The sequence below is a fragment of the Actinophytocola sp. genome, assembly GCF_036378875.1.
GTDB lineage: Bacteria > Actinomycetota > Actinomycetes > Mycobacteriales > Pseudonocardiaceae > Actinophytocola.
The window spans coordinates 113,184-133,867 of record NZ_DASUVO010000153.1; the positions used below are offsets into that span (position 1 = coordinate 113,184).

The 20,684-nt window shown below is 68.4% G+C and carries 19 protein-coding genes and 1 tRNA gene; 6 read left to right on the forward strand and 14 right to left on the reverse strand.

Annotated features, from left to right (window positions below):
• Nucleotides 1–22: 22 nt before the first annotated feature.
• Entirely contained in the window at nt 23–676 is a 654-nt protein-coding gene (locus VF106_RS43000) for an aminodeoxychorismate/anthranilate synthase component II (RefSeq protein WP_330845802.1), read from the forward strand.
• Nucleotides 677–1,134: 458 nt separating this feature from the next.
• Here the strand turns inward: VF106_RS43000 and VF106_RS43005 are convergent, their stop codons facing one another.
• The 8 genes from VF106_RS43005 to VF106_RS43040 form a co-directional block, all read right to left on the reverse strand.
• Complete coding sequence (locus VF106_RS43005) at nt 1,135–2,181, reverse strand: NAD(P)/FAD-dependent oxidoreductase (protein ID WP_330845803.1); 1,047 nt, start codon at nt 2,179–2,181, stop codon at nt 1,135–1,137.
• Between the two features lie 12 nt (nt 2,182–2,193).
• Nucleotides 2,194–4,191 (reverse strand): Stk1 family PASTA domain-containing Ser/Thr kinase, encoded by a 1,998-nt coding sequence (gene pknB, locus VF106_RS43010; RefSeq protein ID WP_330845804.1) that lies wholly within the window; start codon nt 4,189–4,191, stop codon nt 2,194–2,196.
• 70 nt (nt 4,192–4,261) lie between these two features.
• The gene (locus VF106_RS43015) at nt 4,262–5,716 is read right to left on the reverse strand and encodes a serine/threonine-protein kinase (protein ID WP_330845805.1); all 1,455 of its coding nucleotides are present in this window, start codon (nt 5,714–5,716) and stop codon (nt 4,262–4,264) included.
• 2 nt (nt 5,717–5,718) lie between these two features.
• On the reverse strand, nt 5,719–7,218 hold the full coding sequence (locus VF106_RS43020; protein WP_330845806.1) for a peptidoglycan D,D-transpeptidase FtsI family protein: 1,500 nt from the start codon (nt 7,216–7,218) through the stop codon (nt 5,719–5,721).
• The gene (locus VF106_RS43025; RefSeq protein WP_330845807.1) at nt 7,215–8,675 is read right to left on the reverse strand and encodes an FtsW/RodA/SpoVE family cell cycle protein; all 1,461 of its coding nucleotides are present in this window, start codon (nt 8,673–8,675) and stop codon (nt 7,215–7,217) included. The genes VF106_RS43020 and VF106_RS43025 overlap by 4 nt, the downstream gene beginning before the upstream one ends.
• Nucleotides 8,675–10,111: a PP2C family protein-serine/threonine phosphatase gene (locus VF106_RS43030; protein WP_330845808.1), complete on the reverse strand. Its 1,437-nt coding sequence runs from the start codon at nt 10,109–10,111 to the stop codon at nt 8,675–8,677. The genes VF106_RS43025 and VF106_RS43030 overlap by 1 nt, the downstream gene beginning before the upstream one ends.
• On the reverse strand, nt 10,108–10,566 hold the full coding sequence (locus tag VF106_RS43035; protein ID WP_330845809.1) for an FHA domain-containing protein FhaB/FipA: 459 nt from the start codon (nt 10,564–10,566) through the stop codon (nt 10,108–10,110). The genes VF106_RS43030 and VF106_RS43035 overlap by 4 nt, the downstream gene beginning before the upstream one ends.
• A gap of 56 nt (nt 10,567–10,622) precedes the next feature.
• On the reverse strand, nt 10,623–11,795 hold the full coding sequence (locus VF106_RS43040) for an FHA domain-containing protein (protein WP_330845810.1): 1,173 nt from the start codon (nt 11,793–11,795) through the stop codon (nt 10,623–10,625).
• Between the two features lie 113 nt (nt 11,796–11,908).
• Between VF106_RS43040 and VF106_RS43045 the strand changes: the two genes are divergently transcribed.
• The 3 genes from VF106_RS43045 to VF106_RS43055 all read left to right on the forward strand — a co-directional run bounded on the left by VF106_RS43045 (nt 11,909) and on the right by VF106_RS43055 (nt 14,054).
• Nucleotides 11,909–11,991, forward strand: a tRNA-Leu gene (locus VF106_RS43045).
• Between the two features lie 792 nt (nt 11,992–12,783).
• Complete coding sequence (locus VF106_RS43050) at nt 12,784–13,398, forward strand: hypothetical protein (RefSeq protein WP_414639196.1); 615 nt, start codon at nt 12,784–12,786, stop codon at nt 13,396–13,398.
• Entirely contained in the window at nt 13,395–14,054 is a 660-nt protein-coding gene (locus VF106_RS43055) for an NAD(P)H-binding protein (protein WP_330845812.1), read from the forward strand. The genes VF106_RS43050 and VF106_RS43055 overlap by 4 nt, the downstream gene beginning before the upstream one ends.
• On the opposite strand, the gene VF106_RS43060 is transcribed toward VF106_RS43055, so the two are convergent.
• Genes VF106_RS43060 through VF106_RS43070 form a run of 3 tightly spaced genes read right to left on the reverse strand, consistent with a single transcriptional unit; the run spans nt 14,034 to nt 16,797 of the window.
• On the reverse strand, nt 14,034–15,347 hold the full coding sequence (locus VF106_RS43060; protein WP_330845813.1) for an FAD-linked oxidoreductase, L-gulonolactone oxidase family: 1,314 nt from the start codon (nt 15,345–15,347) through the stop codon (nt 14,034–14,036). The genes VF106_RS43055 and VF106_RS43060 overlap by 21 nt on opposite strands.
• Before the next feature lie 50 nt (nt 15,348–15,397).
• Nucleotides 15,398–16,216: an SDR family NAD(P)-dependent oxidoreductase gene (locus VF106_RS43065; RefSeq protein WP_330845814.1), complete on the reverse strand. Its 819-nt coding sequence runs from the start codon at nt 16,214–16,216 to the stop codon at nt 15,398–15,400.
• Nucleotides 16,213–16,797: a TetR/AcrR family transcriptional regulator gene (locus VF106_RS43070; RefSeq protein WP_330845815.1), complete on the reverse strand. Its 585-nt coding sequence runs from the start codon at nt 16,795–16,797 to the stop codon at nt 16,213–16,215. Before VF106_RS43070 ends, VF106_RS43065 begins: the two co-directional genes overlap by 4 nt.
• A gap of 59 nt (nt 16,798–16,856) precedes the next feature.
• Here VF106_RS43070 and VF106_RS43075 point away from each other — a divergent pair, with 59 nt between their 5' ends.
• Both VF106_RS43075 and VF106_RS43080 read left to right on the forward strand, forming a co-directional pair.
• Complete coding sequence (locus VF106_RS43075) at nt 16,857–17,567, forward strand: SDR family oxidoreductase (protein WP_330845816.1); 711 nt, start codon at nt 16,857–16,859, stop codon at nt 17,565–17,567.
• A gap of 21 nt (nt 17,568–17,588) precedes the next feature.
• Nucleotides 17,589–18,809, forward strand: coding sequence for an amino acid deaminase/aldolase (locus tag VF106_RS43080; RefSeq protein WP_330845817.1), 1,221 nt, complete (start codon nt 17,589–17,591; stop codon nt 18,807–18,809).
• On the opposite strand, the gene VF106_RS43085 is transcribed toward VF106_RS43080, so the two are convergent.
• From VF106_RS43085 to VF106_RS43095, 3 genes are all read right to left on the reverse strand, one after another.
• A complete protein-coding gene (locus VF106_RS43085) occupies nt 18,806–19,426 on the reverse strand; it encodes a TetR/AcrR family transcriptional regulator (RefSeq protein WP_330845818.1) in 621 nt (206 codons plus the stop codon). The two genes, VF106_RS43080 and VF106_RS43085, sit on opposite strands and share 4 nt — an antisense overlap.
• A gap of 470 nt (nt 19,427–19,896) precedes the next feature.
• On the reverse strand, nt 19,897–20,250 hold the full coding sequence (locus tag VF106_RS43090; RefSeq protein WP_330845819.1) for a hypothetical protein: 354 nt from the start codon (nt 20,248–20,250) through the stop codon (nt 19,897–19,899).
• 13 nt (nt 20,251–20,263) lie between these two features.
• Nucleotides 20,264–20,569, reverse strand: coding sequence for a hypothetical protein (locus VF106_RS43095; protein ID WP_330845820.1), 306 nt, complete (start codon nt 20,567–20,569; stop codon nt 20,264–20,266).
• Nucleotides 20,570–20,684: the final 115 nt, after the last annotated feature.

The following is a 20,684-nucleotide window of genomic DNA, read 5'->3' on the forward strand; positions in this document are numbered from 1 at the left end:
CTTCGGGCAGTATCGTTGACGCATGCGCGTCCTGGTGGTCGACAACTACGACAGCTTCGTTTACAACCTGGTCCAGTATCTGGCCCAGCTGGGAACGGAGTGTGTCGTACTACGCAACGACGCCCCCGAACTGACGTCCCCGTCCGTGCTCGACGACGTCGATGCCGTGCTGCTCAGCCCCGGTCCGAGTACCCCGGAACGGGCGGGAGCCAGCATCGACGTGGTCCGCTGGTGCGCTTCTGTCGGACGGCCGCTCCTGGGCGTGTGCCTCGGCCACCAGGCCATCGGCGTCGCGTGGGGCGCCACGGTCGACCGCGCCCCGGAACTGCTGCACGGCAAGACAAGCCAGGTCCACCACAAGGGCACCGGCGTGCTGACCGGGCTGCCGGACCCGTTCACGGCAACGCGCTACCACTCCCTGACCGTGGTCCCGGACACGATCCCGGACGTCTTCGAGGTGACGGGCAGGACGGAGTCCGGCGTCGTGATGGCCATGCGCCACCGCGACCTACCCGTGGAAGGCGTCCAGTTCCACCCGGAGTCGGTCCTCACGGAGGGCGGCCACCGCATGCTGGCCAACTGGCTGGCGAGCGCGGGCCACCACGTCCCGGAGGAACGCGTCCGCGAACTGGAGAACGCGATGCGCACCCTGGCGGACGCGGCCGCCCGCCCGTAGCGCCCGACCGGAACGCCGCCGGTGCCGGGCCGCCGCCGGTGCCCGGCGTGGCCTCCGGCCCCCTCGAACCACGCTACGGCATGGCACCGACATTTCTGCCGCGTCGAGCGCGGGCTGTGGATAACTCACCTAGCTGTGGATAACCGCGACGTTTGGTCTGTCGGCGTGGTGCAGTGGCGGCGGGAACGGAGCCGGCTAGCCGGGGGCATAGGTCCACCCAGCGTGCGAGCGGGGGATCCGTGTCCGGGCCGACGCGTGTCAGCGGCCTGTGGACAACCGCGAGTAGATGCGACCGGAACTGTCGGTGCTAACCGGTAGCGTTGAAATCGGGGGGCCCCTGGTGCACGAGTGGGCCATTCGCTCGGGTTGGGTGGGTGAACGCGTTCACGGTTGCCGTTCTGGCCCGTCTTTCTGTCGGTCCTCGCCCGTACGCTGGATACCGGGGGCCGGAGGCCAACTCACTCCGCGGGTGGGAGCTGTGGGGAGACGTCGTTGATGGCCGCGTTCGCCAGGGTTTGGCCTATTGCCGGGGCGTGTTTGAACAGGTGCGCGCCCCACACCGCTGTGACCGGGCCCGTGGTCGCCACGTGGATGCCGTCGCCCAGGGTGGACGGGGAGTCGCAGTAGATCTCTTCCACGATTTCGTCCGTCACGCCTACCAGGGTTTCTCGGACGTAGGTTCGGGCCAGGTCTCGGGACTCCTCGACGACCTCCTCGCGGCCCAGTTCCCACGCCTCCGCATCCGGGGGCATGTTCAGGCCGATCGACCAGAGGCCTGGGCCGGACACGTGCTGGTAGCTGGTGATGCCGTCACGCCATGACTGCGTGCCGTCGATCCAGCAGGGCGGGACCGCGTCCGGTTCCTTCAGACGAAACGTGAAGCGCGCGTGGTGGGACAGTTCGGTGGGCAGGTACAGATCCACCTGTGCGGCCAACTCGAGCGAGCCGCGGCCCGCGGCGATCACTACGTGGTCGACCTCGTGGACACCGCCCGAACCGTGGACCTCCACCCAGTCGTCGTGGGGCACGATCCGGTAGATGTGTTCCTCGCGTACCCGGTTACCGATCGCGGCGCGGAGGAACCGGCCGGTTGCCGGCGCGTCGATGACGCCGCCCGCCGGGTCGATCAGCGCTGGGCCTGGCAGTTCCGGCACTGGCAGGCCCAGTGACGGGTCCACCTCGTCGACCAGGGTGTGGTCGACGCCGGCGTCGGTCATCGCCTCTGCCCAGTCGCGGGCGTTCGGGCCGGTGATCACCGTGGTCTGTTGGCCGACGAGTCGGTTGCCGGCTCGGTGTGTCCAGTCCGCCCACAGGCCCGCGGCCGCCGCGGCGTAGGCGACCAGGCCAGGGTCACCATGTGCCAGCCGGAAGATCCGTGAACTGCCAGCCGAGCGGGCGGACATCGGCTTGCCGGTTTCGAACACGACCGCGTCCGAGCCGTGCCGCAGCAGCGCGTACGCCGTCGAGAGGCCGACCACACCGGCCCCGACGACGGCGGTACGCATCTGCATCGGAGGTTAACGCCCGTTGCCGAGCTGCCTCGCGATGATCACACCCACGTTCTCGTCCTTCTTGATCTGCGAGCCTTCGCGCTGCTGCTGCTCGGTGATCTCGTTGATCTCGGTCGGGTCGGTCGTCTCGCCCGGCTGCTCGATGAGGTTGCCGGTCCAGCCCAGGCCACGCAGTTGGCTGACCGCCTCGTTCGCGGACAGTCCAACGAGGTTCGGCATGGTGATCGTTTCTTCTTCTTGCTGCTGCTGACCCTTCGACACCGTCAGCGTGATCTCCGTGCCCGGCGGCTGCTCACCGTTCTTCGGGTTCTGGTCGATCACCTGGTTCTGCGGCTGGTCGGAGTCCTGGTCCACCCGCTTGACCTTGAAGCCGAGGCCCTCGAGTTCCTCCTTGGCCGAATCGAAGTCGTCGCCGACCACGTTCGGCACGTCGACCTCTTCCTTGGCCTTGCCGATCGTGATCTTGACCGGCGAACCCTTGGCGGCCTGGAAGCCGGCCACCGGGTCCTGCCCGATGACCTTGCCTTCCTGTTCCTCGTCCTCGACCTCTTCCTCGGTGGTGGTCGGGTCGAGCGTGAAGCCGGCCTGCTCCAGCGCCGCCCTCGCCTCGTCCGGCGTCTTGCCGGTGAGGTCGGGCACCGCGACCTTGTCCGCCGCCTTGCCGACGATCAGGGTCAGCGGGTCGGTCTTGACCATCTTCGAGCCGGGCTTCGGGTTCGTGTCGACGACCTTGTTGATGGACTCCGGACCACATCGACCGGGCTCGCTCGTCGGGGTCGCCTCGCACGTCCGGTACTCGATCTGCGGCCGGAAGCCCTGGTCGGACAGCGAGCTGCGGGCGTCCTCGAGCAGTTGCCCGGTCACGTCCGGCACTGTCACCTGGTCGGACGCGCGCTCGTCGCCGAACACGCTGCTCATCAGCCAGATCAGCACGGCGACCAGTGCCACGCCGAGGATCGAGAACACCACGATGAGCCAGCCCTTGCGGCGCCGGCGCCGGCGTTCCTCCTCCTCGTCCTCGTACGGGTCGTAGTCGTCGTTGTCGTCGGCGAGCGCGGCGGGGCGGTGCCGGCCGCGCGGTTGCGGCATCGCGCTGGTGGGGCGGCCCTGTCCGAGGATCGTCGTGCGGTCCTCGTCGGTCATCACCATCGGCGCGAGCGGTCGCTGGCCCGACAGCACCCGCACGAGGTCGGTGCGCATCTCCGCGGCCGACTGGTACCGGTTCGGCGCGCCCTTGGACATGGCCTTCAGCACGATGGCGTCCAGCGCCGGGTTCACGCGCGGGTTCAGCGCGGACGGCGGCTTCGGGTCCTCGCGCACGTGCTGGTAGGCGACCGCCACGGGGGAGTCACCGGTGAACGGCGGCTCGCCGGTCAGCAGCTCGAACAGCACACAGCCGGCGGCGTACACGTCACTGCGGGCGTCGACCGTCTCGCCGCGGGCCTGCTCCGGCGACAGGTACTGGGCGGTCCCTATCACGGCGGCCGTCTGGGTGACCGCGGCCTGGCCGTCGTGGACGGCGCGGGCGATGCCGAAGTCCATCACCTTGACCGCGCCGGTCCTGGTGATCATCACGTTGGCCGGCTTGACGTCACGGTGGATGATGCCGTGGCGGTGGGAGAAGTCCAGCGCGGCGCTGACGTCGGCCATGATCTCCATGGCGCGCTGGCCAGGGAGCGGGCCCTCGGTCTTCACGATGTCGCGCAGCGTCCGCCCGTCGACGTACTCCATGACGATGTACGGCAGCGGGCCGTTCTCGGTCCTGGTCTCGCCGGTGTCGTACACAGCGACGATCGCCGGGTGGTTCAGCGCGGCCGCGTTCTGGGCCTCGCGCCGGAACCGCTCCTGGAACTGCGGGTCTCTGGCCAGGTCGGCGCGAAGCACCTTTACGGCGACGTCCCTCCCGAGGCGGACGTCGCGACCCTTGTGCACCTCGGACATGCCGCCGTAACCGAGCGTGTCGCCGAGCTCGTAGCGGTTCGAGAGCAGTCTCGGTGTGGTCATCGGTCTTTCGTCTCGATCCTCGTCGGGGGTGCGCCCATAATGCCCGTTGGGTGGCGATTCCCGCGGTCAATCATCGCGGCGGTTCCTCATCTTCTTCGCAGCGCACCAGCACTTCCGTACCCACCTGCTGTCGCCCGCTCGGCGTCACCTCGACCACCATGCACCGGCCGTAGTCGTCCGGTTCCTTACCGAGCTGGTTCTCCACGACCGGCACGAGGCCGTCCTCCTCGAGCAGGTCATGTGCGAGCCCGGCCGGTCGGCCGAGGTAGACGGACTCGTCGATCTGCACGAACTTGCCCTGCGGGAGACCCGTCGGCGGGTTGCCCGGGGTGTCGTCACTGTCCTCGCCTGCCTGACCGGCTGGCACCGTCGTGGTCTCTGGCGTCGACCTGCCGTCGGTCTCCCGGTTGGCGTTGAGCAACGATGCCACGCCGAGCACGGCGAGCACCAGAAGTATCACGCCGAGAACAATGAGCAGGGCCCACAGACCCGCCCGGTTCCGCCGGGGCGGTGGATGCGGGGGCGGTGGGCCGAGCGGGAACGAGCCGGTGCCGGGTGGCGGCACCGTGTGCGGCATGCTCGGTGGTCCGACCGGAAGCATGCCCGGGTTGGTCATGTGCGGCGGCGGACCGACGTAGTGCCCGGCCGCGACCCGCCCCGACGGCGCCGGCAGCGGGTGGCCGGCACGCACGGCAGCGACCGCGGCCGCGAACTCGCCACCACTCGCGTACCGCTGGGTGGGGTCCTTGACCAGGGTCGCCTCGATGACGACCCGCGCGTACGGCGGCACGTCCGGGGGCAACGGTGGCGGTGCGTCGCGGATGTGCATCATCGCGACGGTCACGGCGTTCTCCGACAGGAAAGGGCGGTGTCCGGAAAGGCACTCGTAGCCGACCACCGCCAGCGAGTACACGTCGCTCGCCGGCTCGGCCTCGTGCCCGAGCGCCTGTTCTGGCGCGATGTAGTGCGCCGTGCCCATCACCATGCCGGACCTCGTGACCGGGGCGGCGTCGGCGGCCTTCGCGATGCCGAAGTCGGTCAGCTTGACCACGGTTCGGCCGTCCGGCGCCTGGGCGACCATGATGTTGCCCGGCTTCACGTCGCGGTGGACGTAGCCACGCTCATGTGCCGCCTGCAGCGCGTTTCCGGCCTGTTCCAGGATGTCGAGCGTGCGTTCCGCGCTGATCCGCCGCTCCTTGGCGAGAATGGCCGCGAGCGGGTCGCCGTCGACCAGCTCCATCACGAGGTAGGCAGTGTCCTTGGGGCCGTCGACGACCGCGTTGGTCTCGCCATAGTCATGTACGGCGGCGATGCCCGGGTGGTTCAGTGACGCGGTCGTGCGGGCCTCGGTGCGGAACCGGTGGAGGAACTCGGCGTCCCCGCACAGTTCCGGCTTGAGGACCTTGATGGCGACGCGGCGGTCCAGGCGCGTGTCCGCTGCCTCCCACACCTCACCCATGCCGCCGACGGCGATGCGGCGGGCGAGCCGGTAGCGATCGGCCAGGAGCTGCCCAGACGTCAGCATCTCTAGCTCCCCCCGACCAGGGCATTGATGGTGGCGCGCCCGACACCGGCGGCCAGCTTGCCGCCCGTCGCGGCAACGTCCCTGCTTTCTACCACCACTGCGACCGCGATCTGGGGGTTTTCGGCAGGGGCGAACGCCACATACCAGGCGAACGGCGGGGTTTCCTTGGGGTCGACGCCGGTCTCGGCGGTGCCGGTCTTGGACGCGATGACCAGGTCGTCGCGCTTGCCGGGGCCGCTGGTGTTCTTCTCCGACTCGATCATCATGTCGCGCAGCTCGTTGGCGTCGTCACGCGACATCGCCTCGTCGACCTCGTCCGAGTTGTACCCGGAGATCTCGTCGAGGTCCGGCGCGAGGACCTTCTGCACGAGCTGCGGGCGCATCCGGCTGCCGCCGTTGGCGATGGTGGCGGCGATCGAGGCGTTCTCCAGCGCCGTCAACCGCACGTCCTTCTGCCCGATGCCGCTCTGGAACAGCGAGGGCCGGTCGGCGATCACCATGCACTGGTCGCGGGGACCGATGCAGGACGGCACCACCGACATCGGGATGTCCAGATCGCTCTGACCAATGCCGAACTTGGCCGCCTGGTCACGCAGCTTCTCCTCGCCGAGCTGGTCGGCGAGCTGGGCGAACGCGGTGTTGCACGACTTCTGGAGCGCGCCCTGCAACGTGCCGTCGCCGCAGCTGCTGCGGCTGTAGTTCGCGAGGCAGGTGTCCGAGTCGGTGTCACAGTTCGTGTCACCGTTGATCACGTTGATGCCAGGCGACGTCGTGACCTGGCTGTTCTTGTCCTTGCCGTCGGCGAGCGCGGCCGCAGCCGTGACCAGCTTGAACGTCGAGCCGGGGGTGTAGTTGTCCGAGATCGCCCGGTTCAGCATCGGCTTCGCCGGGTTGTTCTTGTCCTGGATCTGGTCGTAGTACTTCAACTGCGCGGCCGCGTCCAGCACGGCCAGCCCGTTCGGGTCGAACGACGGTGTCGACACCAACCCGAGGATCTGGCCGTCGTCCGGCTTGATCGCCACGACCGCGCCGGTGAACTCGTTCTGGGACATCGCGTCGTACGCGGCGGTCTGCACCTTCGAGTTGATCGTGGTGACGATGTTGCCGCCGCGCGGGTCGCGGCCGGTGATCAGGTCGGACAGTCTGCGGACGAACAGTCGGTCGTCCGAACCGTTGAGGATCTCGTTCTCGGAGGACTCCAGGCCCGTCGAGCCGTACCGTAGCGAGTAGAAGCCGGTGACCGGCGCGTACAGCGGCCCGTTGAGGTAGGTCCGCTGGTACTGCGGGCTGTCGCTCGTTGACTGGACGTTGGCGATGATGACCTCGTCCGAGGTCAGGATCTTGCCGCGCTGCCGCGAGTACTCCTCGAGCAGGACTCGCCGGTTGCGGGCGTCGGCGCGGTACTCGTCCGCCTTGACCATCTGGATGTAGGTGGCGTTGGCCAGCAACAGCACGATCATCGCCAGCATGGCGAGGCCGACGCGGCGTAGCGGTGTGTTCATTGGGGCCGCTCCACCATGACCGTGTGTGCCTCCGCGATCGGGGCCTGGTTGGCCGGTTTGGGCTTCTGGCCGGTCTGCGGCTTGCGTGCGGCGTCGGAGATCCGCAGCAGAAGCGCCACCAGGATGTAGTTGGCGAGCAGCGACGAGCCACCCGCGGACAGGAACGGGGCCGTGATACCGGTGAGCGGGATCAGCTTGGTGACCCCGCCGACGACCACGAACACCTGCATGAGCAGGGTGAACGAGAGGCCGCCGCCGAGCAGCTTGCCGAACGTGTCCCGCACGGCGATCGCGCTGCGCAGGCCCCGCATGGCCAGCATCATGTACACGAGCAGCATCGCGGCGAGCCCGATCAGGCCGAGCTCCTCGCCGATCGCCGCGGTGATGAAGTCCGAGTTCGCGAGCGGCACGATGTCCGGCCGACCCGCGCCGAGACCCGTTCCGGCGACCCCGCCGGTGCCGAGCCCGAACAGCGACTGGGCGATCTGGTAACCGCCGCCCTCGTCGTAGTTGGCGAACGGGTCCAGCCAGGCCGCCACACGCACCTGCACGTGGTCGAACAGCTGGTAGGCGAGCAGACAACCGCCCACGAACAGCGAGACACCGACCACGACCCAGATGGCCCGCTCGGTCGCCACGTACAGCATCACGAGCACGGTGCCGAAGAACAGCAGCGAGCTGCCCAGGTCCTTCTCGGCGACCAGGACCATGACCGAGACCGCCCAGCAGACCAGGATCGGGCCCATGTCCCTGGCCCTCGGCAGGTCGATGCCCATCACGCGGCGTCCGGCGGCCATGAACAGGTCGCGCTTGGACACCAGGAACGCCGCGAAGAAGATCAGCATCAGGATCTTGGCGAACTCACCCGGCTGGATCGACAGCGGTCCGACCACCAGCCAGATCTTCGCGCCGTTGATCGGCGGCGCGATCGCGCCCGGCAGCACCGCCGGCAGGGCCAGGAGGAACAGGCCGACCATGCCGAACGTGTACCCGTAGCGGGTCAGCGTGCGGTGGTCCTTGAGCACGAACAGGACCACGAGGAACATCGCCAGCGCGATCGTCGTCCACAGGATCTGTTTCGGCACCGCGTTCTGGAACTCGGCGTTCACCCGAAGCGCCTTCTCCGCGCCAGCGAGATCCAGCCGGTAGATCATCACCAGGCCGATGCCGTTGAGCAGCGCGACGCACGGCAGGATCAGCGGGTCCGCGTACGGCGCCCACTTGCGGACCGCGACGTGGGCGATCCCGAAAAGAGCCAGGTAGGCGAGGCCATACCAGAGGATCCGGAGCGAGAGCGCCTCGTTCTGGTTCATCTCGACGAGCATCAGCGCGGCCGTCACCAGACCGGCCGCGAACGCCAGCATCGACAGTTCCGTGCCGCGTCGGGTCGGAGCGGTCTTGCCTTCTGCGTCGCCGGACTGCCCTGCCAGCAACCCCACCGAGCCCGGCTGTGTCATCAGCCGCCGCCCTCGCGGGGTTCGCGACAGTTCACGCCAGGTTCGGGTGTGACGGCCTCCGGGGCACCGGACGTGGTCGCCGGAGCGGAAGACGTGGTGGGCGCAGGCGCTGACGTCGTCGTGGTCGGACCGGCAGGCGGCGGAGTGGTCGTCGTGGCCCCGGTCTGACCCGCGGCCTGCTCCTGCTCCTTCTGCAACGTCTCACACGTCGGCAGCGGGTACTTCGTGCGCAGCCCTCGGATGAACTGCCGCGCCTCGGGAATGCTGTCGAAGCTCTCCGTGCCCTCGAGGACCGCCTCGCGGCCCAGCTGCTTGAGGTCCTCGACGTAGAACTTGTCGCACGTCGGGATGGCAGGGTCGCATGAGCCCTGTACCTGGCGGTTGAGCGAGACACCGAAGATGCTGCCGCGAACTCCTTGGAAGATCGCGATCTCGCCGTCCTCGGCCTCGCCGACGAAATATTGTTGGTTCACTACAACCCAGGTTGCCACGGCTCCGCCGCCGAGGAGCAACAGAATCACGAAGATGAGAGCGAAAACGCGGAACCGTCTGCGCCTTTTCACTTTCGGATCCGGTGGCGGGGCGACCGGTGGCGGGGGCTTCGGGATCTCCCGGGGCGCGGTGAGCGCGCCGGCCCGCGACGCCGCCGAGTCCGGCGGTGGGGCCTGGTCCTGACCGTTGCCGGCCGCTCCGCCCACGATCGGGGCGTCCTCGCCGAAGTCGATGTCCACGACGTCCGCGACGATCACCGTCACGTTGTCCGGACCACCGCCCTTCAACGCGAGCTCGATCATGCGGTCCGCGCACTCCTGCGCGTCCGGGATCTTGATCGTGTCGGCGAGCGTCTCGTGGCTCACCACGCCGGACAGACCATCTGAACACAGCAGATAACGGTCGCCGGCCCTCGCCTCGCGGACCGTCAGGTTCGGCTCGACCTCGTGGCCGGTCAGCGCCTTCAGCAGCAGTGAGCGCTGCGGATGCGTGGCCGCCTCGTCCTCGGTGATGCGACCCTCGTCGATCAGCGACTGGACGAACGTGTCGTCGTGCGTGATCTGCGAGAACTGGCCGTTGCGGAACAGGTAGGCCCGCGAGTCGCCGATGTGGACCAGACCGATCCGGCTGCCGGCGAACAGGATCGCGGTGAGCGTCGTCCCCATGCCGTCCAGCTCGGGGTCGCTCGCCACGAGCTCGGCGATGGCGCCGTTGCCCGCGGCCGTCGCCTCCCGAAGCTGGGCGAGCAGATCATCGCTCGGTTCGTCGTCATCCAGCGGCGCCAGGGCGGCGATGACGACTTTGCTGGCCACCTCACCCGCGGCGTGACCACCCATGCCGTCGGCTAGTGAGAGCAGGCGCGGTCCGGCGTACACGGAGTCCTGGTTGTTCGAACGCACCAGGCCCCGGTCGCTGCGGGCGGCGTAGCGAAGGACGAGGGTCATGACCGTAGCTCGATCACCGTCTTGCCGATTCGGACGGGAACCCCGAGAGGCACCCGTTGGGGTGCCGTGACCTTAGCCCGGTCCAGGTAGGTCCCATTAGTCGAGCCCAGATCTTCCACGTACCAGTCCGTTCCGCGCAACGAGATCCGCGCGTGCCGCGTGGACGCGTAGTCGTCGTCCAGCACCAACGTGGAGTCGTCCGCGCGGCCGATCATGATCGGCCGGCCGTCCAGCGAGATGCGGGTACCGGCCAGCGCCCCGTGTGTGACCACCAACTGTCGGGGAGCCTTGCCCCTGCTCTTCTTCGCCGCCGAACGGCGGAACCCGGGTACGGCCACCCGGATACCGGCAGCCGCGTACAGGTCGGATCGAACCACCCGTAACGCGGCCAGCACGAACAACCAGAGCAGGGCGAGAAACCCTGCTCTGGTCAGCTGCACAACCAGCTCTGGCACCTGCTGCGAACGCTCCCGCCTTGAGGGGATAGGTGAGACCGCCCGGATGAGCGATGTCAGCCTTGGGTACGGAACACCAACGACGAGTGACCGATACGGATCACGTCTCCGTCCGCCAGCTGCCAGGTCTGCACCGGGGTGCCGTTCACCGTAGTGCCATTGGTCGAACCGAGATCGGCCAGCGTCGCCGACTGCCCGTCCCAGGTGATTTCCAGATGCCGACGAGACACCCCAGTGTCCGGCAGCCGGAAGTCAGCGTCCTGGCCGCGGCCGACCACGTTGCCGCCCTGCTTCAGCGAGTAGGTGCGGTTCGAACCGTCGTCGAGCTGCAGGCTCGCGTTCAGCTGGCGCGGGCCGGTCTGCACGGCAGGCGGCGCGTAGCCCTGCTGGGCGTACGGGTCACCCTGGCCGTAACCGCCCTGCTGGCCGTAGCCCTGCTGTTGCTGGCCGTAGCCCTGGTCGTAGCCGCCTTGCTGGCCGTAACCCTGGTCGTACCCTTGCTGGCCGTAGCCCTGCTGTTGCTGGCCGTAACCCTGGTCATAGCCGCCCTGCTGCTGGCCATACCCCTGGTCGTAGCCCTGCTGGCCGTAGCCCTGCTGTTGCTGGCCGTAGCCCTGGTCGTAACCCTGCTGCTGGCCGTAACCCTGGTCGTAGCCACCTTGCTGCTGGCCGTAACCCTGGTCGTAGCCACCTTGCTGCCCGTAGCCCTGGCCTTGCTGGCCATAGCCGTACTGCTGTCCGTAAGGATCGCCCTCGGGCGGTTGGCCGTAGCCGGGAGGCTGGCTCATGGATCGGTCTCCTGCGTTGCGGGGTTGTGCCGGCCGTGCGTGTCCGGGTGCCCTGGCCGGAGCCTTGACGTCCGGGTCGACGGTCGAGCGTATTCGGAACTGTCCGGTGTGCAGCGCGTCGGAGCGCTCCAGGGAGACTACGACGTCACCGTATGTGTCCCACTGCTGCTCCGCGAGATATTCCTCGACACAGTCCGCGAGCAGCGCGGTAGTGCGGTCCTCTTCTCCGGCGAAGTTACCGAAGTCCTGAGCTCCCAGTTGCACTATGTAGTGATTGGGGGCCAGGAGCCGGCCACCGGCCAGCTCACGAAGATTGACCTCACCATCACGCAGCAGCGCCTGCGCCAGTTCCTGGGGCACCACACTGCCACCGAACACACGCGCGAAGGTGTTGCCCACAGCGTTCTCCAACTTACGGTTCAGCCGCTGCCCGAGGCCCATGGGTCCCTCCTCTCACGTGTGCTCCTCGGTCGATCGTATCTGGGTCCGAGCCCAAGGACAGGGCGATGTGCAAACCAGATCGACGACCGTGTACGCTTCGCTTCGCACCACTCGGGCGAGTGGCGGAATGGCAGACGCGCACGGTTCAGGTCCGTGTGTCCGTAAGGACGTGGGGGTTCAACTCCCCCCTCGCCCACCCGATCGCTGGGCTCGGCTGTTCGCCGGGCACGGCTTCCGTCTTGGCGATCATCGTCATTCTTTGTGGGGGCCGAGCCCCCACACCCCCAGCCGGGGCTCGCCCCGGACCCCATCGTTCTGGGTCACCTCGGGCATCCTTCTCTTCACTCTTCGGTGCTTGACCTGGGGCTCCTCGTGCTCCGCACATCGAGGTTACGTGTGTGTTGGGGCTCGGGGGACGTGGGCGGATTTCATATTTGGGGTTGTCTGCTTCGTGGTCTTGGGGTGGCTCCTCTTTGGGCTTGTCTGACCTTTGAAGTTTTATTCTCTTGTCGTTTTCGTTGTGTTCGTCACTTTACGGGTGACAAGTCGCGAGTTGGTCTCGGTGGGGGGTTGATCGTGACCGCTTCCTGCCTTTGTGGGGTGGGTGTTTGTTTGGGTTTCAACCGCTGATCGGGTGGTTTGGGGTGTTGTGTCGGTGAGTGGGGGTTCGGGTGGGTGTTGTCGGGTGTGTTGATCTTCTTTGCTGGTCGGGGCCGTTTGTGCAAATTGCGGGGGGCAACTTTGTGTGTTGTGGTGAGTTCAGCCGGTCGGCGGAAGACTCACCCAGACGGCCGCATTGTCGGGCCGAAGTCTCAATGCCGATCGTCGACCGGTCACCGACCGCTCAGCGCCGCCGGTCGCAGGAAGGGGGGTTTCGTCTGCGGTTGGTGGGGTGCTGGCTGGTAGGCCAGTCATGTAACCAAAAACGTCGTGGTTGGCAGGGGATGGCACGCCAACGCTCGCGGCGGTACCGGAGAGGGCTGGGTTCGTGACGGGCATACCAGGACGCACGGCGGTTTCGGACAACTTGACGGCGGTGCCATCGCCGCTCGTCCCTCCGGTCGAGTTGCCGGCAAAGGTCGATGAGCTGGCCACCGCCGCGGCGCGTGACCTCGGGTGGCAGGGGATCGTGCTCCCCGAGATGAAGCTGCTCGGCCGGCGGATCTCTCTCGTCGCCCAGCTCATGCCAGACGCCCACGCCGAGCGGATCTGCCTCGGGCAGGCTCCCGAGGTCGACCGGGCCACCGTGGCCACCTGGGTGTGGCCGGAGTTCACCGGACGGGTCCCGGCGCCTGCCGTGCGCATCGTCGGCGCTCTCGCCGTCGCTCGGCACTGGCGGACCGGGCTCATCAACGCCGTGCCGTTCCTGCGGTACTGCGACGCCGCGATGGTGCTGCCCATGTCGGTCGTGATCACCAACGACTACCTGGTCAACTGTCTGCCGCGTGCTCGTGCCTACGGCGTTGGTATCGCGTCCGCCGCCCCGGGCCCCGAGGTCCGCATGGACCTGCCCGGGCGTGCCGACCGCGTGCCGGCCGATGTCGACGCCACCCACCGCTGGCTGAACGAGCTGGCCTACGAGCAGATCCTCGCCGCCGCGTGAGGGTTGTCATAGCGGGCGGTCACGGCAAGATCGCCCTCCGGTTGACCAAGCTGCTTGCCGAGCGCGACGACACCGTGATCGGCATCGTGCGTAATCCAGATCACGTCGAGGACGTCGCGGCCGCCGGTGGCGAGGCGCTCGTGCTCGACCTCGAGGAGACCGCGGTCGAGGACGTGGCGGCCGCCATGGCTGACGCTGACGCCGTGGTCTTCGCGGCCGGCGCCGGGCCGGGCAGCGGCGCCGAGCGCAAGGACACCGTCGACCGGGCCGCCTCCGTGCTCCTCGCCGACGCGGCCGAGCAGGCAGGCGTTCGACGGTTCGTGCAGGTCAGCGCCATGGGACTGAGCCGGGCCGAAGACCCCGACGTCGATCCTGTCTTCGCCGCCTACCTGCGCGCCAAGGACGCCGCGGACCAGGACGTCATGGCCCGCGACGGGCTCGACTGGACGATCCTGCGGCCCGGACTCCTCACCGACGATCCCGGGACCGGCAAGGTCCAGCTCGCCGAGGACGTCGGCGGTGGCGTGGTTCCCAGAGACGACGTGGCCACCGTGCTCGTCGCCGTGCTCGACCGGCCGGACACCGCCGGCCACGTGTACGAGCTGGTCGGCGGAGACACCCCGGTCGACGAGGCGCTAGACGCCCAGGACGCGTGACAGGTACGGGTTCACGAACTTGCCGTCCGGGTCGAGTGAGGCCCGCAGCGCCGTGAACTCGTCGAACCTCGGGTAGCGCTCCCGCAGCACGGACGCGTCCAGCGAGTGCATCTTCCCCCAGTGCGGCCGCCCGCCGACCGTGCCGGCGATCGACTCGAACAGATCGAAGTACTCCTGGTAGGGCATGCCGACGTACTGGTGGATCGCGATGTAGGCGGAGTCCCGCTCGTAAGCCGTCGACAGCCAGATGTCGTCCGCCGCCGCCACTCGGATCTCCACCGGGAACATCACCGGGTCCGCGAGTTTCGGCACCCGCGCCCGCAGCTCACCCAGCACGTCGGCGAGCGACTCCCTCGGCACCGCGTACTCCGACTCCACGAACCGCACGTTCCGGTTGGTCACGAAGACCCGGTGCGAAACGTCCGAATACGCCCGCGGTGACAGCACCGCCGACGACAAGCGGTTGAGCGGTCGCACAAGCGGACGAACGGCTCTTCCCACACGACAAACGGCGCCGAACACCGTGTTCTCCATGAGCTGGTACTCGAAGAACTGCCGTGACCTGGACAGCGGCTCCGGCACGGTGCCCGCCGGCAGCCGGTTGTTCCGCTTGGTCAGCGCGTTGCGGCCGTACGGGAACCAGTAGAACTCGAAGTGGTCGTTCTCCGCGCAGTTGTCGTCCAGGGCGGCCAGCACGTCGTCCAGCGGCTCCGGCCGTTCCTCGGCGGCCAGCACGAACGACTGCTCGGTCTGGAACGTCACCGTCGAGAGCACGCCGAACGCGCCGAGGCCGACCCGGCCGGCCGCGAACAGCTCCGGCCGCTCCTCCGGCGAGCACGTCACCACCGAGCCGTCCGCCAGCACCAGCTCGAACCCGGCGACCTGCGTCGAGATGCCGCCGAACCGGGCGCCCGTGCCGTGCGTGCCGGTCGAGATGGCGCCCGCAATCGTTTGCGCGTCGATGTCCCCCAGGTTGGTCATCGCGCGGCCCAGGCGGTCCAACTCGGCGTTCAGCTCTCGTAGCGTGGTGCCGGACCGCACCGTGACCAGGCCGGAAGCCGCGTCCGCCGAGACGACACCGGTCCACGCCGAGAGGTCGAGCGCCCGGTCGTGCGCCGCGCCGACCGCGGTGAACGAGTGGCCGCTGCCCCGGGCCCGCACGGTCCGTTTGGCGCCGGCTACCGCGGCGGACAGCTCGTCGAGGTCCCTGGGCCGCGCGACCTCGGTGGCGACCGCCGCCTCGGTACCGGCCCAGTTGCGCCACGACGTCGTCGGGTTCGTCTCCACAGCCATGGTTACTCCCGGGTAATAGCTCGCCAGGAGCAGAATCTTCGCAGGTTGATTCAGGCGACGTCCGGGTGGTCGACGAGTTCGAGGCTGCGTCGCCACAACTCGTGCCGCGCGGCCGCGTCGTAGGCCTGCTCGTTGGCCCTGCTGTCCCGCTTCCGGTCGAAGAAACGGCCGGTCACGCCGTCGACGTCGGCGCCGACGGCCAGTCGGTAGGTCGCGTCGACACCCGTTTCGAGCGTGTCGACCGTGTGGCCGATCTCCTCGACGACCATCTTCGTCGGCATGTAGGTGGCGGGGTGCAGGCTGTTGACCGTGACCTCGCTCGCGGGCAGGCGGCCGGCCAGCTCGAAGCCGGACATGATCTGCGCGAGCTTGCTCTGCGAGTAGGCGCGGGCGCCGCTGTAGCCGCGCTCGATCATCAGGTCGTCGAAGTCGAGCGGGTGCTGACCGAGCGACGCGACGTTGACGATGCGGGCCGGTGCGGACTGCCGCAGCAGGGGCAGCAGCTCCAGTGTCAGCAGGAACCCGGCCAGATAGTTCACGGCGAACCGCAGCTCGTGGCCGTCCGCGCTGGTCTGCCGCGTGCGCCCGGTGGGCAGGCCACTTCCGACGCCGGCGTTGCTGACGAAGACGTCCAGCCGGTCGGTCAGACCCCGCACGTCCGCGGCGAGCTTGCGGACCTGGGCCAGCTCGGACAGGTCGGCCAGCACGGTGTGGACTCCTGAGCCGTGGGTGTCCCGGATGGCGGCTGCGGTCTCCGCGAGCCTGCCGGCGTCGCGGCCGTGCAGGATCAGCGTCGTGCCGTCGGCGGCGAGTCGGTCCGCGAGCGCGCGGCCAAGGCCATCAGTGGCGCCGGTGATGAAGACGGTCATGGGGATGTCCTTCCGGAAATCAAGGTGACCAGTTCGTCGGCCAGTTGCTCGTCGGGCGGCCGGTCGGTGAGCAGCCGGTACCAGACGATGCCGAACACGGCGTCGATGACCGTGTCCGCGGACGCGCCGGCCGGCAGGTCGCCCCGGGCGGCCGCCCGGTCGATGAGCACGCGGAGCGCGTCCCGGCGGCGCTGGAGGAATGCCGCCCAGAACCGTTTTCGGAACTCCGGGTCCAGCTGTGCCTGGGCCATGAGCGCTCGCAGCGCGTCCGCGACCGGGTGCCTGGCTGCCAGGGCGAAGCTGGCGACCACGAAGTGGCGCAGGTCGGCCGCGTAGCTCCCCTTGTCGGGGAGTGAGACGACCACGTCCGCCTTGATCGCCAGCGCCTCCAGCAGCACGTCGGCCTTCGACGGCCACCAGCGGTAGATCGTCTGCTTGCCGGCCCCGGACCGGGCCGCGATGCCCTCGATGGTGAGGCCCGCGTAGCCGAGCTCCGCGGTGAGCTCCAACGTCGCGACGAGGATCGCCTGCCGGCTCTCCTCGCTGCGCTTGCGTCCCGGTCGCACCGATTGTTCGTTCATCACCGCCATGCTAGCGTAATTTTGAACCGAGACGGTTCGGTTCGAATTAGGAGGACAGCATGAGCACCGCACTCGTCGTCGGCGGCACCTCCGGTGTCGGCCTGGCCACGGCCCGCCGCCTGCGGGCGCACGCGACCGTGCACGTGGTTGGCCGGAACTCCGAGCGCCTGGACAGCGTCGCCCTCTCCGATCCGGAGTTGATCGGCCACCAGGCCGACGGCGGCGACCACAGAGCCATCACCGCGGTCGCCGAGACCATCGGCACGATCGACTGGCTGGTCGTCACGCTCGGCGGCACCGACGGTCTCGGCCCCATCGGCACGCTGGATCTCGACACGCTCCGCCACGCGTTCGACGCCAAGTTCTGGGGCCACGTCACGACCGTCCAGGCAGTGCTGCCCCACCTCGCGCCCACCGGCTCGATCACCGTGGTCAGCGCGGCCACGGCGCGGGCGGGCATGCCGGGCACCGCCGGTATCGCGGCCGTCAACGGGGCGGTCGAGTCGCTCGTGAAGCCGCTCGCCGTCGAACTCGCGCCCATCCGCGTCAACGGCGTGTCACCCGGCCTGGTCGACACGCCCTGGTGGGACGTCATGCCGGAGAGCGGACGCCGGGCCTACTTCGCGCAGGCCGCGCAGGTGCTGCCGGCCCGCCGGGTGGCGACCGCGGACGACGTCGCCGAGGTCGTGGCCATGGCCGCCACCAACGTGAACCTGACCGGCACCATCATCGAGGCGGATGGTGGCGCGCGGCTGGTGTCGCTGACGTGAGCGTGGCCGTACCGTTGGTATGTGCCAGACGAAACGTTGCGTGCCCGCCTCGACGCGGCCACCAAGCAACTCGAAGCCCCGCTCGCGATCGTCGACCTCGACGCGTTCGACCGTAACGCCGACGACCTGGTGCGGCGTGCTGCCGGGCGGCCCATCCGGATCGCCAGCAAGTCCGTCCGCGTCCGGCACCTGATCGAGCGGGTGCTGCGTAAGGACGGCTTCGCCGGTGTCATGGCGTACTCGCTGCCCGAGGCGCTGTGGCTGGCACATGGGTGGGCCGGCGGCGACCTGGCCGACGTCGACATCCTCGTCGCGTACCCGACCGTCGACCACACCGCGCTGCGGGAGCTGGCGGCCGACGACCACGCCAGAGGGCTGGTCACGATCATGGTCGACTCAGTGGCGCATCTGGACATCGTGGACGCCGCGCTCGGCACCGGTCACCCCGAGATCCGGGTCTGCCTCGAGTTGGACGTGGCGTGGCGGCCGGTGTTCGGCCGTGACATCGCTCACGTCGGCACCCGTCGCTCGCCCGTCTTCACCCCGGCGCAGGCGCGGGCGCTCGCCACGGAGATCCGGGACCGGTCGGGTTTCCGGCTCGTGGGGCTCATGGGTTATGAGGGCCAGATCGCGGGACTCGGTGACCAGCCGGCCGGCAAACCGCTGATGGGCGCGGTGCTGCGCTGGATGCAGGACCGTTCGGCGCACGAGTTGGCCGCTCGCCGTGCGGAGGCTGTACACGAGATCAAGAAGGTCGCCGACCTGGAGTTCGTCAACGGCGGCGGCACGGGCAGCATCGAGACGACCGGCTTCGACCAGTCGGTCACCGAGGTCGCGGCGGGCTCCGGCCTGGTCGGGCCGACCCTGTTCGACAACTACCGGCGGTTCACCCCGGCGCCCGCGGTGCTGTTCGCGTTGCCGGTGGTCCGCAAGCCCAGGAAGCGCACGGCCACGCTGTTCTCCGGTGGCTACATCGCGTCCGGGCCTGCTGGCAAGGACCGCACGCCGACGCCGTACCTGCCAACCGGCCTGTCGCTGATCGCCACAGAAGGCGCCGGCGAGGTCCAGACCCCGGTGAACGGTCGCGCGGCGAAGGACCTGCGCGTGGGCGACCGCGTGTGGCTACGGCACACCAAGGCGGGTGAGCTGGCGGAGCGGTTCACCGAGTACCACGTGCTGACCGGCGACCGCGTGACCGCGACCGTGCCCACCTACCGTGGTGAGGGGCAGTGTTTTGGCTAGTCCTTGGCGTACATCTGTCCGGCGAGGTAGGCCCTGACCACCTGCTTCGCCTCGTTGATCATGTCGTCCTCGTCGAAGAGCTTGCGCCGGAACGCCAGCGCGAGGATGGCGTCGCCGATGTCGGACGCCACGGTGATCTGCCGGAACAGGCTCTCGACGGGGATGTCGTGCTTGCTGGCGACCACGTGTGCGATCTGTTCTGAGATGACGGTGTTGTTGTCCCGGCCGTCCTCGATGAACCGGATGTCGATCACGTCGCCGAAGCGGACCCGGCTGAACCCCGGGATGGTCCGGTACATCTCGACGTAGATGTCGATGATCGTGTCGACGCCGTCCCACCAGTGCTCGAGGTTCCCCCAGTCGAGGCGACCTTCGATCTCCTTGGTGAAGTGGTCGAGGTGGCGCTTGGTGAGCGCCTGCACGACGGCCCGCTTGTCGGGGAAGAACTGGTAGAGGGACCCGACGGCGACCCCGGCACGTTCGGCGATCAGGGTGGTGGTGACCCCGTCGTAGCCGAGCTCGTCGATGAGTGCGGCACAGGCCTCGAGCATCTGTTCGACGCGTTTGGCACTGCGCTGCTGCACTGGTTGCTTTCGCAACGGAACCTGGGTTGCCACGTGTTCTCCTACTGCGACGGCACTACTTCCATCCTGCCTGGAGAGGACAGGAGGTACCACCAGATTGTGTATACATGGCCAGACGAGCAAGAGAAAAAGTGAACACAAGGCAGCAAAGCAGCGACCAGCGAAGCTGCGAACGCCAAACGTAACCACGCTGGGTCAGGAACCAACCGCACCGTGGGGGGTTTGGGGGGGTCGCCCCCCCAACATCACGCGGAACGACCCCTGTCTGCGCTTTCCGCAGACAGGGGTCGCCCGGTCGTGGAGCCGCGAACCGATGTTGGTCGGGGGAGGGGAGTACAACAACACCGGTTCGCGGAGCTTTTTAGTTGTGACCGAGGTCTTGGTTGTGACCGACGATCCGGGTTCGTAGTGCTCGGGGGTGCTTACGAACCCGGACCGCCGACCTGTCCGGCTCCCCTCAGCCACGCACCGCGCGGGGTCGCGGCGGGCGAGGGGGCCGTCGTTTACCTGGTGCCCGTGGCCAGCCGGCCGCTGTGCGTCACGCGGGTGCGGGCCGCGTGACGTGCGGGCTGCGTCGTCGGCGCGAGCCCGCCGGCCACCAGGTGCTCGTAGGCCGCCTGCCAGACAGAGCAAGGCGCCTTCTGCTGCCGCCACCGCGACGAGCACGCGGGGCAGTTTCCCTTCTCGTCCGGCTCGTGGGCGGCGAGCATGGCTCGCCAACCCTCCGTCAGCCTGGGAAGCTCGGAACGTGCCACGGACAGCAGGGACGGTGCGTCAGCGCGGTTGGCGAGTTCGGCGAGCATGTCGAGCCGTTCCCACACCGCGTTGCGGAGCACCTGTCCGAGGATCTCGTCCATCGAAACGTCACCGCTACCTTTCCGCCTGCTCGGCGGCCTCGCGAAGCGCGACCCGCAACTGGCCGAGTTGGCCTGCGTTGAGTACCGCGGTTTCGCCCGGCGGCCCTACCAGGACCACCCGATTCCGTTCCACGAGCACGGTGAGACAGCGTTCCCGGTTGACCACGTCACCGCAGTTGATGCGCCAGACCTGTCTTCCGAGGGAGGAACCATGCAACTCGCGACGTTGTTCCGCGTCCTCTGTTACAGGGCTCGGTGGCGCCGTGCTGACAAGTTCCACAGTCCCGGCTTCCCTCCGTGCTCGTACGCTTACAACCAACTACATTGGTGCTTTAAGACACAGATTGGTTCGTCATAGCGCCGATCGGCGGCCGATCCACGGTGAACGGTCGGCAAAGTTCGGCAGGACCGATCGCCTTCGCCGATCTGGACTT